This is a genomic window from Bacteroidota bacterium, from assembly GCA_016720935.1.
GTDB lineage: Bacteria > Bacteroidota > Bacteroidia > AKYH767-A > 2013-40CM-41-45 > JADKJP01.
Map to the genome: position 1 here is coordinate 622,675 of JADKJP010000007.1, position 16,253 is coordinate 638,927.

Genomic DNA, 16,253 nt, shown 5'->3' on the forward strand with positions numbered 1-16,253 from the left:
AGTAACATAGAAAGTGACAGAAATGAAAAATAAAAATTATTGGGTTGTATCTCCAAACGTAAAAAATAATGATGAAGAAAACAGATGGAAAGAATTTCTATCAAGCAATCCCTATTCATTTATCGGGTGGGACGAGGACAACCAATTTGGAAATACTTTTATAAATACAATAAAAAAAGGTGATGTGATTATCAATTCGCAAAGGAAGAATTGGAAACCACACGTTTTTGGTATTGGTATCGTTTCAAATGATAAATGTGAGTGGAAAGAAATCGAAAATACTCCAAGCGGTGCATATTGCAGACAACTTAACCCATATTTGACAAAAGAAAGAGTTTCAAAACTGAAATTAGAATTTGATGGTACAGCGTATTATGGCGACAACAAACAAATCCCTGCTCTCTACCAACTGCATCCACAAAGAAATGAGAACGACAAAAGATTGGTTGAAATCATAGAAAAAGAATTAGAAATGGTTAAAAAAGAACAAGACATTCAGAAGTTTGTAGAATTACTCAAAACAAACAAAAACATCATCCTAACAGGTGCTCCTGGAACAGGCAAAACATATTTAGCCAAAGAAATTGCAAAGCAAATGATTGGAGTTAAAACTGATGAAGAGATGGAAGACAGTGGACAATTTAATTTTGTACAATTTCATCCATCTTACGACTATACAGACTTTGTCGAAGGACTAAGACCAACACCGCCTGATGAAAACGGAATAATCGGTTTTGAAATTAAAGACGGAATTTTCAAATCATTTTGCCAAAAAGCTTCGGAGGCAAAATTTTCTGAGATAGTTGACAATTTTGATGTGGCTTGGGAAAGTCTATTAACAGCAGTAAGAAATAGTATTTCTCAAGGTACATTGACAACGATTGGTTCTTGGGATTTCGGCCTATCTTCTAAAGACTCATTGAAGTATTCTTCTGTAAATACTCCATCTCAATACAATTTTACTATCACGAAAAAGAATGTTTACGATGCTTATCAAGGTAAGCAAGCAAGACCTTCTGGTGCTTTTCAAAAAGATATGGAGGATGTTGTAGATTATCTGAAAGCCAATTTTAGTTTAGTAGATTTTGTAAACGGTCAAGAAAATTCTAATAAGGGTATTAAAAATTATGTTTTTGTTATAGACGAAATTAACAGAGGTGAGATTTCAAAAATATTTGGGGAGTTATTCTTTTCCATTGACCCAAGCTATAGAGGTAAAAAGGGTTCAGTTAAAACACAGTATTCAAATTTACATAATGATGAAAAAGAAGTTTTCTATGTCCCTGAAAACGTCTATATAATCGGCTCAATGAACGACATTGACCGAAGTGTTGAAAGTTTCGATTTTGCAATGCGAAGACGTTTTACTTGGATAGAAATTACAGCAGAACAAAGTTCAGAAAATATGAATTTACCACAGAATATAAAGGAAAGAATGTTAACGTTAAACGAGAAAATTTCAGATACAAATGGACTAAATCCTTCTTATCACATTGGAGCTGCATATTTCCTAGATTCGAACAGTAATGCTAGACAGGATATTGACAATATTTGGAATTTACGAATTGAGCCACTTCTAAAAGAATATTTAAGGGGAATGCCTGATAGTATTGAGAAAATTGAACTACTGAAAAATTCCTTTCTTGCATAATGAGAACAACTGATAACAATGGAGGAAAAAGTATTGATAAATTTGACAATTTAAACATTGCAGATTTATCAGTTATAGCAAACAGAAACCTTTTGGATTTACAAAATGAAAATCCTGATTTGCTTGTTTTTCCTCATTCGTTTGGTAAATATCGAGACGATGTAGAAAAGCCACCAATCTTCACACTAGACAATGAAAATCTAACAACCTATAATTTAATGGGTTTCATTGGTCGAAATTCCACACAACTTACAATTTCATCACGTTTTGCAAAAGATGACAACAACGATTATTTTCTTCATTATATGCTGCAAAAGGTCTTTTCAATTAATCTTTTAAAATTTGACCAAACACCAAACAAAGAAAATATTTGGGATTTTCTGCTATATCTCTTCCCTTATTATCTAAAAAAAACTTATTCACAAGGTATATACAAAGCCTATAAAAAAGAGGAATACAACGATTCAAATGTAAAAGGAACTATTGATGTTAAACGGCATATTCTTAGAAACATTCCTTTTACAGGTAAGATTGCCTATACCACAAGGGAACATAGCTATAATAATTACCTGACACAACTTATTAGACATACTATTGAATATATCAATAAGCATCCTTTCGGAAGTGGTGTATTAACAGGTGAAAGTGAAGTCAGAGACATTGTAAGTAAATTCATATTTGTTACAGATAAAACATACAATAGCAATGCTAAACAAAAAATAATTACTGCTAATTTAAAGCCAGTTGCACATCCATATTTCACGGAATATTCTGCCTTGCAAAAGATTTGTTTAAAAATTTTACGGCACGAGAAAATAACATTCGGCAATGAAAAAGACAAAGTTTATGGATTATTATTTGATGGTGCTTGGCTTTGGGAAGAGTATCTTAACACCATTCTAAAAGAAAATTTCATTCACCCAGAGAATAAAACAGGAAAACACCGTCATTTACTTTTTGAGAATTTTCAATCTATTTATCCTGACTTTATTAGTAAAGAAGAACCAAAATCTGTTGGGGACGCAAAATATGTTCCACTGGACAGACAACAATCATATTCTGAAAATTCAGAAAAAGCGACAAGTATTTACTACAAAACAATTGCGTATATGTATCGCTTTAGTTCAAAGAATGGGTTTTTAATATTCCCAAAACAAGACACAAGTTTTTTTGAAACATACCGAATAAAGGAAACAGATGGAATGCTAAAGAAAATTGGACTTGCAGTTCCACAGACAACTGAAACCTTTAAAGAATATATCAAAACAATGAACGTAAACGAAGAAGAATTGAAACAAAATTTAATGACAGACAAAACACCGAACGCACAACAGCAGTTTGGCAAAATGGCGGGTTCAGTGCTAAATTGAACATTCGAATTTCTAATAAACATTTGTGCTAAAATTGAACATTTGTGCTTCTAAATCCGCCACTTCGCCAAGCTGCAAAACGTAGTTCGCAATTTTAATTAGGGTGCATTCGTCCTGTCAGTTTTCAGTCTTGCGAGCAAGAAGCGCCCTGGGACGTAAAAGTTTAAAAGGAAATTGTCGTTATCGCCAGCCATTCATTGAATCGGAAAGAATAAAACTTGTTTTAATGAATTCCGATTCAATGAATGGCAAAGTTCGGGGATAAAAACCGGAGTCACAACCGCATAAAATAGAATAAAATCAAAAGCTCCATTTTACCACTTACACACATGGAACCCGGGCGAATCTATCTGCAATCCTGACAAAAAAATCCACAGCGTCAATCGAAGATTAGCGCAATAGATTTTTATTAAAACTGCAGGAGCTAAAGGTTATTGAAGAAACCCATTAAAACTGCGAACAACAACCGTTTGCTGAAATGCCTCAAACAAGGTATCTTTCCATAGCGAAATACGGAAGCTCGGCACTTCAGCAACCTTCCCATTATGCCTCATATTAAGAAAACCGAAATGAAACCGAAATACCTTATTTTATTGACATTGTATTGCTATTCGTGCATAAACATGAATGATCCTGACTCGCAAGCCAGGTATTCAGATAGCTATAATTCTTTCGACAAAAAATTGGTGGACCATATTCCAAAGAAACTACCAAACAATCAGATAGGTTTTGGCTTTTATTCGCCAGTGAATACTAGTTTTGGACAACTCTACCTTTTGACAAAGGTATCTTCCAAATCTGAGTTTTTGAAACTTAAATCTGAGTTTTCAAATCAAGCAATATATAGTGGATATGCCAGTGATAAGTGTTTTGCGATCGTTGATGGTTTTAAGTGCAATCTGAGTGACACGAGTGGTTTAAATAATTGTAAGACAATATTCCCAATTCCGCAGGAAGCTATTTCATATACGGAAGATTTGCCAAGTAATCTAAATTCGATTAGTAAGAATTATGAGAATGCGGAAATCATTATAAAAGAATGCAAATTGGGCAACTTCCTAAAAATAATAGACACAAAATCAAATGAGAATGATTCAATAAAAAAAAGTAAGAGTGGATTTTCAAAAGGATATACATTTGTCGAAAAGGACATGATAATAATTTACTGGACAATGAATTGGTAAAATTCAAAAATATGGAAACAAAAAAACTCATTTCAAAATATGCAGTAATTCTTCTTGTTTATGTCATTCTAATTCATTTTGTCCAGCCTTATGGATTGAAAGCATATTATTCTGCAGTCGCAAGCTCCCCTCTTACGTCTGCTACAGTAAATACAATTCAGAGTTACTTGTATGCTCTAGAGTTTACATTAAATCTGATAATAATGATTATAGTTCTGCCCGATAAAAAAAAGAGAAAGGAAATTTAATTTAATAATAAAAAAAACAATTAATTGGGAGAGACTGGAATAATACTTTTCTTAATTTGGCAGATTTACAAGACTGAAAAAATAAAATACGAGGCATAACAAACGCTATAGCAAATGCGGGTTTGCGTGTTCGTTGAAACATTTGAAATCTTTACATACATTTGTGCTGGCAGACAGTTGAGCAACAATTTATTCCCGCACTTGCCATAGCGTCGGAACGTTAGATGAAATGCTGGGGGACGTGCTAACTTTAACCTGAATACAAGAAACAAACAGTAATGACGACAAGACAATTAAAAATAGGCGAAACAATTGTTGGGGAATTTAAAATTCGCAACATCTTCGGTGGCGAAGGTAAATCGGGTATGGGCGTTGTCTATCTTGTATCAAATCGCAACTACCCTAACCCATTTGTCTTAAAAACATTTCAGAAAGCTGAACTTAATTCGCTTAAAAGGTTTCGTGCAGAAGCAGAAACTTGGGTTTCCATCGGCATACACCCTAACATTGTAAAAGCACTGTTTGTTGATGAAATAAACGAACAACTTTTCATTGCAGCCGAATACATTGCACCTGATGAATATAATAGGAACACTATTACTGACTATTTAAAGCAAGGGGGAATATCAACACAAAATATTATTAAGTGGATTGCTCAATTCTGTTATGGAATGGATTACGCCATTTCAAAAGGACTTAAATCACATCGTGATATTAAACCCGACAACTTAATGGTTGACGAAGAAGGTAATCTGAAAATTACTGACTTCGGATTATCAAAATTTGATAACGAGTTTCACCAACTTAATCAAATCAAATTGCCAAAGGAAAACTTGTTCAATAAGATTAAGCAAGTATTTAAGAAACCTGAAGCAGAAGAACCCAAAGTTGGTTTGACTAATGCAGGTTCCTTTCTTGGAACAATATTATACGCTTCACCCGAACAAATTCTTGACTCTACCAAGGTTGATTTCCGTTCTGATATTTACAGTTTTGGCATTGTGCTATATCAGCTTTTAGGTGCATATCCTTATTCATTAAAAGGTAAAACTACGATTGAACATTATGCTATAATGCACTTGACAGAACCAGTTATTGAAATCAATCATCCCCTTTCAAGTATTGCTTACAAATGCCTTTCAAGAAATCCTAATGACCGTTACCAAACCTTTGGGGAAATGATTTTGGATTTGCAACGAGTAGCTACAAATTTGAAACTCAAAGTTCCTCAAAACAAAACTCAACCCGACAGTTCTTTAAGAGAATTATACATTCAAAGCTTATCCTTCATTTCGCTTGGAGACATTGACAAAGCAAAACAACTTATTAATAAATATCTTGAACAAGACAAGGAAGACAGTTCTGCCTGGAGTTTGAAAGGGAGAATTGAATATCAGTTAGGAAATATTGATGAAGGCATTAAGGCAACATTACTTTCATATAATCTTGAATCTTACAATTCCAAAACTTGTAACAACCTTGGTATATTTTATAAAGAACAAAATGATTTACTCAATGCAATACGTTATTTAACGGAAGCAATAGATATTGACCCGAACAATACAGGTGCATTGACAAACCTTGCAATTGCTTTTGAGGAAAAAGGAAATTTTTCGTTAGCATCAGATTTAATAGTAAGGGCAATTCAGTTAGCACCTGACAAAAAAACACTTCATTTTAATGCTGGCAATATTGCGGCAGGGGTTTCAAGGCAAAGACATTTTGAAAAAGCAATTAACATTCTTGAGCTTTTAATAAAAGTTGACAAGGACAACACAAACAACTGGTTCAACCTTGCATCCAACTATTGGCTGACAGACCAGAAAGAAAAAGCAATTAAATGTTTTAAAGTTGTTGAGCAACGACTACCTGACGATGAGCAGACACTTGTTTCGCTTGTCAAACTCAATGGAGAACTTGGCAATTACAGTGAAGCCATTTCATATTGCGAGAAACTTCTTGACAGAAAACTTTCAATACTAAATGCTATTTGTTGGCGTGCTCAATATATGCAGGCAAGCGGAAAAGGACAAGAAGCAATTGAATTTATGAAATCAACAATAGCAAACAATCAGACAAATGACCATCTTTTAGTTACACTTGCTAATATGTATTCCTACGAGGGCGAAAATAAAAAAGCAGTTGAAATGATTATTAGAGCAAGACAAATATTAATAAAAAATGGGGAAACAGAAAATAAAGAGAAAATGGACTTCCTGAATAAGAAGCAATCCCATTTCCAACAACTTGCAAACTGAAACTAAATGACACGAAACGCCCGAAAACAAAGCACTTCATCTAACATAAGATTTATGAAATAAAAAAAGGGGGGGGCGACCTGCCAGTATGAAGTTTCAAATATTTAATTACGTTTGTCGCGGGGCGAAAGAGACGAGCTTTTAATCCCCCCTTTTTTTTACTTCATAAATCTTTCAAACGTAGTTCGCAATTTTAATTAGGGTGCATTCGTCCTGTCAGTTTTCAGTCTTGCGAGCAAGAAGCGCCCTGGGACGTAAAAGTTTAAAAGGAAATTGTCGTTATCGCCAGCCATTCATTGAATCGGAAAGAATAAAACTTGTTTTAATGAATTCCGATTCAATGAATGGCAAAGTTCGGGGATAAAAACCGGAGTCACAACCGCATAAAATAGAATAAAATCAAAAGCTCCATTTTACCACTTACACACATGGAACCCGGGCGAATCTATCTGCAATCCTGACAAAAAAATCCACAGCGTCAATCGAAGATTAGCGCAATAGATTTTTATTAAAACTGCAGGAGCTAAAGGTTATTGAAGAAACCCATTAAAACTGCGAACAACAACCGTTTGCTGAAATGCCTCAAACAAGGTATCTTTCCATAGCGAAATACGGAAGATCGGCACTTCAGCAACCTTCCCATTAGCTGCTATTTAAACGCTCCGATGAAACAGTCTGCCAAAGTCAAATATTAGTCATACCACAAAGCATGATAGGAAAGTGGAAAGGTTCTTATAGATACAACTCCAAAAGAGTTAAGGAAATATTAGGTGTTGACAAAACAAACTTTGCAATTTCAATTGACACTTTTGAAAATAATCATTTCAAAGGTTCAGTTGAAGATGATTTAACAATGAAAGGAACACCAGGCATCGGAGAGATAGAGGGAACAATCTCGGGTGAAAAACTAAGTTTCGTAAAACGAATGCCTATAAAAGCTGTAATTGCATTGAACAATGACACAAAGACTTATGGCATGCATACGAATCCTGAAAAGAAGCATAAGCCAATTTATTATGAAGGTACATTTTCCCATGACAAGAAATCAGCAGAGGGCGTTTGGAAAATGAAAATGGGGTTTTCAATTTTCGGAAACTTTATAACATTATTGACTCAAAATGGTACATGGAATATGTTACGTGACGAATAAATCGAAAGATAAACTGCAGCTAACATCGCCTTACCGCCAGGCAAAAAAGTGTGTATCTTCGAATAACCCACGAAAGGCCCGGCGGTAAGGCTTGGACGTTAGCTGCAAGCAACTAGACAATCAAACAAGCAACTGTGGACATAAAGACAGCAAAACATATCGGACAACGACTAGCGATAAAGTCTGGACTCATTGGACTTTTGATTGCCTATATACTTTTCGCCATGGTGACTTACAGTTGGGACGAAAAATTAACAAAAGCCGTATTTTGGATTTTTGACATAGAGTTTTGGTATCATTTATTGTTTGGAGCTATTGGACTGTTAGCAATGGCTTATTTCTTCGGACAACTCGCAGGAGTTGAAATTTTAGTGAAACGAAAAAATGAACTTTGGACAGGCGTAAAGTATGGACTTATAACTTTATTAACTGGGACTTTGATTGGTAGTTCGGTAGGATTTATTCAAGAAGGAATTGACAACATTGGTGGTTTTAGTAATCCATTTTACGACTACTATTTCAAGCCAATGTATTGGGTGACAATGTTTGGAATAGTTCCCGTAATAATCGTTGGACTTTGGTTTGGCCGACAAATAAAAAGACAAGGACAGAAAATAGACGTGAAACAAAATGCCAGCCGCTAACAGCACATTTGCAATAGGCGGGGTTTCGTGCTCCGCAGACAGTTTAGTGGTAGCCAAAAGTTTTGCGCGCCGCATTAAGTTCAGTGGTAAAAATCCCGCCCATCGCAAATCTGCCAAACGTTACCCACCATTTTAAAAAATGAACGAGCGCTACTTTATATCAAGTAAAAAAGGAAAGATTAAAAGCATTTCTATTTATAAATATAATTTCACGACTGACCTTGATAAGCAGAATGACCAAAAGGTGAAATTCTGCAAATGGTTAAAAATGAATCCTGAAATTTTACTTTATGAAATAGGAGAAAGCTACTTTATAACCTTTCTTCCGTTAACCGAGTCCAAGACTTGGCAATATAAATTTTGCAAAATGGAGAGTATAACGCCACCATTTGATAATATTACATTGATTTCTAATTATCTTGGACACTTGATTCGCAATGTTTATAATCAACATTTTGAACAATATTTAAATCACAATACCTACGTAATTGATAATCTAAATTTACATCCATTCCATTTGCTAAAATGTTTTGATTTTAACGTAGAAGTATTCAATGATGGAGATTTTTTTATTCATTTCCTTCCAGTTTCTAAAATCGTTAATTCAAAGGACATAACAAGTGAATATCTGATTAATCTTAGGCTTAAAAACGAAAACAATTCTAAGACAGATAATATGCTTTTCAATTTGGTTGATTGTAAATACTTTAAAAAACAAAAATTTGACCTTCTTGATAGTGATTGTTCTGAAAAGATAACGGAGTTTGTCAAAGACAGAAAAAAAGTTGTAGCTACGTTTGATTATCATTTTGTTGCAAACTATTCACCTGCTATTTTTGGCGAAATAACTGAAAACACGATAAAGGAATTATCCACTTCAATTGACTTTTTGATTCCTGTTTCACAGTTAATTGTAATGCCTGATTTTATAGAATTAAGCGACAAGCCATTTTCTGAGATTATAATTAATCACCTTACAAAAAAAACAAATCTACTAATTGGAAATGGGAAAAAGGTTATTGAGCAAAAAGCAGCTTTCTATAACGGAATATATCGGCCTGTAAGTGATAAAGTAGTTCAACCAATAATTATTGATGGACTTAAAATAGACATGTTTATTGATTTAATAACAAAATTCAATGCTGGTGGTAATGTCGAAATTTTGAACCCAATAGTTTTTTCATCCAATGAAGTCATTGATATTTCAACTTTTAAACAATTGAAAAAAGAATATGGACAAAAACTACTTTGTGCAATTTTTACTAAGTATATTCAGCCAAGAGAATATTTTCAATCGCTTTATGATTTAGGTATTCGGCTTCAAATGTACCAAGGTCAAATTAACCAATTTCAATTATCGAACTTTACTGTAAAATGTCTTGAAAAATTAGGTGGCATTTTAAATATTATTGACAATACATTCGAACCAGAAACTACGTACTTCTTAGGTATTGATTTAGGGCATACAACCCATAATGATGAGAAATATTCGAATTTATGTGTTGTGCTTTTTGACAATAAGGGAATTTTCCTTTCATATAGGGTTATTGATAAAATACCCAGAAATGAAGCTATTAGTTCCGAAGTGATATGGCCTGGATTTTTGGAATTAAGAACGTACATTCAAAAAAATAAGCTTCCAAAACCTCAAAAATTGATTATTCACCGTGATGGTAAATTGCACAGTGGAGAAATTGAAGACTTGGTTAAGCAGGCAAAAAAACACCTATGGACAGACAATGTTGAAATTGTCGAAATTATTAAGTCAGGCTATCCTATAATTGCTTCACATGATGAGCATGAATACAAAAATTTGGTATCTGGTGACTCTTGGATACTTGAAAATCAAAAATATGGTATCTTAGTGACCAATATTCAAGCTGATGAGAAAGGGGCAGTATTAAGCCCTATTATAATTAAGCACAGGCATGGCAATTCAAAATTTTCAGAGTTGGTTGAACAAGTTTTTTGGTTTACAAAAGTTTATACTAATAATTTATATAATTCAACTCGATTGCCAGCAACAACAGAGAAAGCAAATAATTATGTTGGAACGAGTGATAAAAGACACATTTCGACATATTTAGCATAAAAAAAATAAAAAAAACGGTGGGTAACACGCGGTCATACGTAATTGGGGTTTAAGTGCTTAGGCAAGCGCATCACTCGCTGGCAAGTTTCTTATCGGGTGTTAGGTTCGTCTCCACGAAATCCCCAACTACGCATACTGCCAACGTTATGTGCAATGTTATTAAGTGATGGAAGAAATAAAAGCTAATTTTCAGTTATGTTATTTTGACTTGAGAAATGCAAAAGGAATTGCAATGAATTTATTAATGTTTGGCTATCGACAATTTGCAGACACCTATTTGTACAAAAACAAAGATCAACTAAAAATTATTTCTGAACATATTAACACTAAACCACCAAAAATTGACGAAATTTCTGGATTTGCTTTAAATAATTTAATAGATTCTGTCAAAATTCACATCTGTATTGAAAATTTTCTTAAAGCAATTCTTTTGGCTAATGGAATCGTTATTCACAAACTTGATAAAAATATTTTTAATGATTTATCAACTAAGCAAAAAAATGAACCTGTTTTTCGAGATGAAGTAGTGAGAATTTCAAAATGGGAAGAAAATTCCAAAATTAAATTGCCACTTCCAAATCAAAGACTACAAATTTTAGGTATTCAAGAATATTCACTAGGAACTAATATTTTAATGAAGCCAGGATACTTAAGTGCATTGAATTTTAGTGCAGAAACCGCAGCATTATTTGAACCATATTTGGAATATCGAGACAATCTTCACTATTATATGGACGAATCTATTACACTTACAAAATCCACTTTTTCAAATTTTGAGAGGATGATAGATTTTGTAAATAAAAATCATGTAGTAATTCAAAACGTTTTAGTAGACGAATTAAATAAAGGTGACGAATATAAATTAAAGCGCTTATAAACACTGCACATAACATCGCCTTGCTGCCAGGCAAAGAAAGTACTATCTTCGATTCAAGAGAACGGCGTGCCCGGCAGCTTGGCTAAACGTTATGCGAAACCCGTGGGCCGTAGTACTAATTATTATCTTTGTTGCTTTGAACGAAAAACTAAAAACAAAAATAAATTCAATTCAAACTTTAAATAAAAAACACAAAATGAAATTTTTTCTACTCACACTTATCTGTATCATTAGTATAAACATGGCTGATGCACAATGGACGACATCCAATCTATCAACATCAAAATTTTATCTAAGTGCTACCGCAGTTGGCACCGAAGTTTTTTTTGCGGGAGGGTTTCTTAACAATGTTACTCCTGCTTCTGTAGTTAATATTTATGACAACAGCACCGGCCTCTGGACAACCGCTAATCTTTCTGTAGCAAGAGGGTCTTTAAGTGCTGCCACAATTGGCAGCAAAGCTTTTTTTGCGGGAGGTTCGAGTAGTAGTTCTACTCCTTCTTCTGTGGTTGATATTTATGACAACAACACCGGTCTCTGGACGACTGCGAATCTATCTCAAGCAAGATCATCTTTAAGTGCTACCGCTGCTGGCACCAAGGTTTTTTTTGCAGGAGGGTATGATGGTAATCCTTCTTCTGTAGTAGATGTTTATGATAACAGCACCGGTCTCTGGACAACTGCTAATCTATCTCAGGCAAGATCAGCTTTAAGTGCTACCGCTGTTGGAACCAAGGTATTTTTTGCCGGAGGTATGACTGGTGGTTCTAGTTATTCTTCTGTGGTTGATATTTATGACAACAACACCGGTCTTTGGACAACTGCGAATCTCTCTCAAGCAAGATCATCTTTAAGCGCTACCGCTGTAGGCACCAAGGTTTTTTTTGCCGGAGGATTTGCGACAGTTCCTCAAACAGTTTTTTCTGTAGTTGATATTTATGACAACAGCACCGGCCTCTGGTCAACTGCGAATCTTTCTGCAGCAAGAGGGTTTTTAAGTGCTGCCACAGTTGGCAGCAAAGTTTTTTTTGCGGGAGGGTTTACTAATGGTGGTACTGGTTATTCTTCTGTAGTTGATATTTATGACAACAGCACCGGTCTCTGGACAACCGATAGTCTTTCTGTAGCAAGAGGTTATTTAAGTGCTACCTCTGTAGGCACCAAAGTATTTTTTGCGGGAGGGCGTAATCCGGGTTTTTCTTCTGTAGTTGATATTTATGATAATACTATTTCAGGTATTAATGTTATTAATAATAATGAAGGTATAGAAATTTATCCTAATCCTGCCACCAATCAATTCATAATTGATAATGAACCCGATTTAATCGGGATGAAAATTGAAAGTGTAGTGATTTATGATGTAAGTGGTAGAAAAGTTTACAGTGAAAATCTCGGTACATCAAACTCTAATCCCGAAATTACTATTGATGTTTCAAAATTTTCAGCGGGAGTTTATCAAGTTAAAGTTCAGGCAGCTGATTTTATTGCAACGAAAAAACTTATTGTGGAAAAATAATTTAGTGTTTATTTGAACAACACATCTTCGCATTGACAGTCGGGTATTTGCATAACATACTTAAACGAAATTTTAAAAAGGGGTATTGACCGTAATGCGAACAGTAGTGCATCTAACAAATAGTTGTGGTTGTACAAACAGTCTTGTATCCAATCCCCCTTTTTAAAACTTCTTTAATCCCTTCTTCGTTATAGGCAACTGCTTTCAGCTCCGAATAAACACGTGTGCTTGACCGAAATGCCATGCTCCATAAGTCGGCAAAGCCTTTTAACTATCGCTTCAGTACATCAAAAAGAGAAACAAGATCTTCATATTTATAAAATTGGAGTGTTTCACATTTTAATTTACCCCACCCTACCCACTTCGGTTGAAGTACATTGCTTAAAAAGATCAGACAATTTTTCCCTTAATCGCCTTCGCCACCGCTTCCGATTTTGAATGAACCTGCAACTTCTTGTAAATGTTTTTGATGTGACCGTTTACAGTTTCAGGGCTAATGAAACAGGATTCGGCAATCAATTTATAACTCATTCCCTGAACAAGATATTTCACAACTTCTTTCTCCCTGTCTGAAAGGTCAAAATCATTAACTGCTTCTGCTGACGGTTTATGTTGTACCATCTTCAGTACTTTTCTGGCTATGCTTGGTGTCATTGGAGAACCGCCTTCATAAACTTCTTTGATCGCGGCAAGCATTTGAACCGGAGGAGTGCTCTTTAGAATATACCCTTCGGCCCCGTTGCAAATAGATTGAAATATTCTATCGTTGTCATCAAAAATGGTCTCCATCAGGATTTTCACATCCGGAAAATTTTCTTTCACGATTTTCACCGCTTCAATACCCGAAATTCCGGGCATTTCAATGTCCATGAGAATGACATCAGGATTTGTTTGCCTGATGTCATTTATAATGTCCGTGCAGTTGGCAAACGCTCCGACACATTCAAATCCGAGACTTCCATTAATAAGCTGGAACAATCCCTCGCGTAAACTCCTGTTATCTTCAAAAATAATTACTCTCAATGTTTTCATGCTTTAAATTTTAGTTCAACACTTGTTCCGCTTCCTTTTTCTGATTCTATTTTCAATTGCGCTTTCATTTCTTCAGAGCGATATTTCATATTGAGCAGGCCGTTACCTTTTGATGTCTGAGAGACATCAAACCCGACTCCATTGTCCCTGACTGCCAACTTTATTAATCCGTTTTCATTGGTTAAGGTGATGGATGCACGAGTCGCATTGGAGTACTTTACAAGATTGTTGAGCGCTTCTTTAAAAATCAGGTAAAAATTTCTTCTCGATTCCAGGGAAAGTTTTGTCTCATTTAAATTTTCATCTGCCTGAAATGTGTGTTCAATATTTTTTGCCTTAAGCAAATTGTACGCAAGCGTGCCCATGCGTGAAATGATATTTTCAAATGTATCGTTCTTTGGATTGATGGTCCAGACAATATCACTCATCACTTCAATTATTTTTCTTGAAGCATCTCCGATCTGTTCCAGTTCATCAACTACAGCCGGAGATTTTTGCTTCGCCACCTCGCTGTAAACCGAAATACTGTTTAACGTAGAGCCGACATCATCGTGAAGGTCGCTTGCAATTCTGTTACGGATACTTTGCAATTTCAGTTTATTCGATATCCTGAAATTATTATAAACAAAAAATGAAAGTATCAACAACAACGCAAGTCCGCCAATGAAATAATTCTTAATCAGTTTTTGTTTTTTGATTTCTACATCTGCCACAGCCAGTTGTTTTTCGTTATCGGCTTTTGTTGCTGCTTCTTTTTTATCAAACGCGTAATTCATTTCCTTGCGTGTGATTTCATCATTCTTCTCCTGATCAAAAAGTGTATCTTTTAACGCCATTGCGTTTTTATAGTGAATCATAGAAAGCTTGTATTTCTCTGCTGCCATTGCAAACTGCCCATTGCGCATGGCCAACTGGGCTGTGGTGTCGTAAAGTTGGGAAAGTGATTCTTCAAATAGTCTTAAATTATTCTTAGCACCAATACTATCGCCAAGTGCAATTGCTTTTTTCAGTTCCACTTCTGCCTCTTTAAATTTTCCTGTTAAGATATAAAGTAAGCCGATGTTGCCGAGATTCATTGCAATTCCATTCCTATCGCCTAATTCTTCATTTATTTTCAAGGCCTGTAATTGATAGTCCAGCGCTTTGGGATAATCGCTTTCCTCAATATAGATATTTCCGATGTTGCCGAGAGCCAGAGCTTCCCCATTTATATCTCCAAGTTCTTTCGTCAGTTTCAAATGTTTAAGAAAATAGTCCAAAGCTTTGGGGAAGTCCTGTTGTTGAGCATAGGCACTTCCGATATTGCCAAGATTATTTACTTGTAATTCTTTATTTCCGAGTTCTTCCGCCATTTTTAATGCTTTGAAATAATAGTCCAGCGCTTGGGGATAATCACCTTTCTCAATATAGACATTTCCGATGTTGCTTAGATTCCTTGCAACGCCATTTTTATCTCCGAGTTCTTCATTAATTTTCATTGCCTTTAAATGATAGTCCAACGATTTAATATAATCGCCCTGAGTAACATAGACCATTCCGATATTGCCGAGTTCCAGTGCGATTCCATTTTTATCTCCGAGTTCTTCTGCCACTTTCAATGACATCAAAAAATTGTCCAACGCTTTAGAATAATCGCCCTGGTTAAAATAAACATGTCCGATATAGCTAAGGTCCTTTACAATTCCTTTTTTATTTCCAAGCTCTTCATCCATTTTCAATGCCTTGAAAAGATAGTCCGATGCTTTGGAATAATTGCCTTTGAAAAAATAATAAGTACCCAGGTTTCCTATAGATTTAGCGATGCCTTTTTTCCATTTTGATTTTTCGGCAAGAGCGAGTGCCTGGTTGCCGAGTATTATGGCTGTATCGGTGTTGGAATACATCAGCTCCCAGCCGAGGTTGTGGAGCAGATTTACCTTGTTCGTATCCTCCTTTGCCGTTTTCAAAACATTCAACAACGAATCAATCGCCTGTTGATTCTGCGCCAGAGCAGAATTAAATAAAACTCCGCACAGGAATAAAACGGAAATAAAACGGAGATTTTTTTTCATAGCTCAATGCTTCAGTTAATCGGGGATTTAAACTTATGTATAAAAATCGCAGCAAATGTAACCAGCTCATACTTCATCTGAAACCCCTTGAATATGGTGTTTTACTCTGCTTGCATCAGCAAAACACCCTGTTTATGGCATTGCTCTGTCTTTTCTATCGCTCCACCTTTGCCCCGTTCA

11 protein-coding genes are annotated in these 16,253 nt (G+C 35.1%); 9 read left to right on the forward strand and 2 right to left on the reverse strand.

Annotated features, from left to right (window positions below; all coding sequences use genetic code 11):
• Positions 1–22: 22 nt before the first annotated feature.
• The 9 genes from IPP86_16785 (at position 23) to IPP86_16825 (ending at position 12,990) form a co-directional block, all read left to right on the forward strand.
• Positions 23–1,651, forward strand: coding sequence for an AAA family ATPase (locus IPP86_16785; GenBank protein ID MBL0140154.1), 1,629 nt, complete (start codon positions 23–25; stop codon positions 1,649–1,651).
• Positions 1,651–3,021 (forward strand): restriction endonuclease, encoded by a 1,371-nt coding sequence (locus IPP86_16790; GenBank protein MBL0140155.1) that lies wholly within the window; start codon positions 1,651–1,653, stop codon positions 3,019–3,021. Before IPP86_16785 ends, IPP86_16790 begins: the two co-directional genes overlap by 1 nt.
• A 623-nt stretch (positions 3,022–3,644) precedes the next feature.
• A complete protein-coding gene (locus tag IPP86_16795; GenBank protein ID MBL0140156.1) occupies positions 3,645–4,205 on the forward strand; it encodes a hypothetical protein in 561 nt (186 codons plus the stop codon).
• Between the two features lie 526 nt (positions 4,206–4,731).
• Entirely contained in the window at positions 4,732–6,711 is a 1,980-nt protein-coding gene (locus IPP86_16800; protein MBL0140157.1) for a protein kinase, read from the forward strand.
• A 709-nt stretch (positions 6,712–7,420) separates the two neighbouring features.
• Positions 7,421–7,861, forward strand: coding sequence for a hypothetical protein (locus IPP86_16805; GenBank protein MBL0140158.1), 441 nt, complete (start codon positions 7,421–7,423; stop codon positions 7,859–7,861).
• A 134-nt stretch (positions 7,862–7,995) separates the two neighbouring features.
• Positions 7,996–8,505 carry a hypothetical protein gene (locus tag IPP86_16810; protein ID MBL0140159.1) on the forward strand — a complete coding sequence of 170 codons (510 nt, stop codon included), beginning with the start codon at positions 7,996–7,998 and terminating at the stop codon, positions 8,503–8,505.
• Between the two features lie 139 nt (positions 8,506–8,644).
• Complete coding sequence (locus tag IPP86_16815; protein MBL0140160.1) at positions 8,645–10,597, forward strand: hypothetical protein; 1,953 nt, start codon at positions 8,645–8,647, stop codon at positions 10,595–10,597.
• A gap of 166 nt (positions 10,598–10,763) precedes the next feature.
• On the forward strand, positions 10,764–11,474 hold the full coding sequence (locus tag IPP86_16820) for a hypothetical protein (protein MBL0140161.1): 711 nt from the start codon (positions 10,764–10,766) through the stop codon (positions 11,472–11,474).
• Between the two features lie 136 nt (positions 11,475–11,610).
• Positions 11,611–12,990: a T9SS type A sorting domain-containing protein gene (locus IPP86_16825; protein MBL0140162.1), complete on the forward strand. Its 1,380-nt coding sequence runs from the start codon at positions 11,611–11,613 to the stop codon at positions 12,988–12,990.
• A gap of 390 nt (positions 12,991–13,380) precedes the next feature.
• Here IPP86_16825 and IPP86_16830 read toward each other — a convergent pair whose 3' ends face one another.
• Both IPP86_16830 and IPP86_16835 read right to left on the reverse strand, forming a co-directional pair.
• Positions 13,381–14,022 carry a response regulator transcription factor gene (locus IPP86_16830; protein MBL0140163.1) on the reverse strand — a complete coding sequence of 214 codons (642 nt, stop codon included), beginning with the start codon at positions 14,020–14,022 and terminating at the stop codon, positions 13,381–13,383.
• Complete coding sequence (locus IPP86_16835) at positions 14,019–16,073, reverse strand: tetratricopeptide repeat protein (GenBank protein MBL0140164.1); 2,055 nt, start codon at positions 16,071–16,073, stop codon at positions 14,019–14,021. The genes IPP86_16830 and IPP86_16835 overlap by 4 nt, the downstream gene beginning before the upstream one ends.
• Positions 16,074–16,253 lie beyond the last annotated feature (180 nt).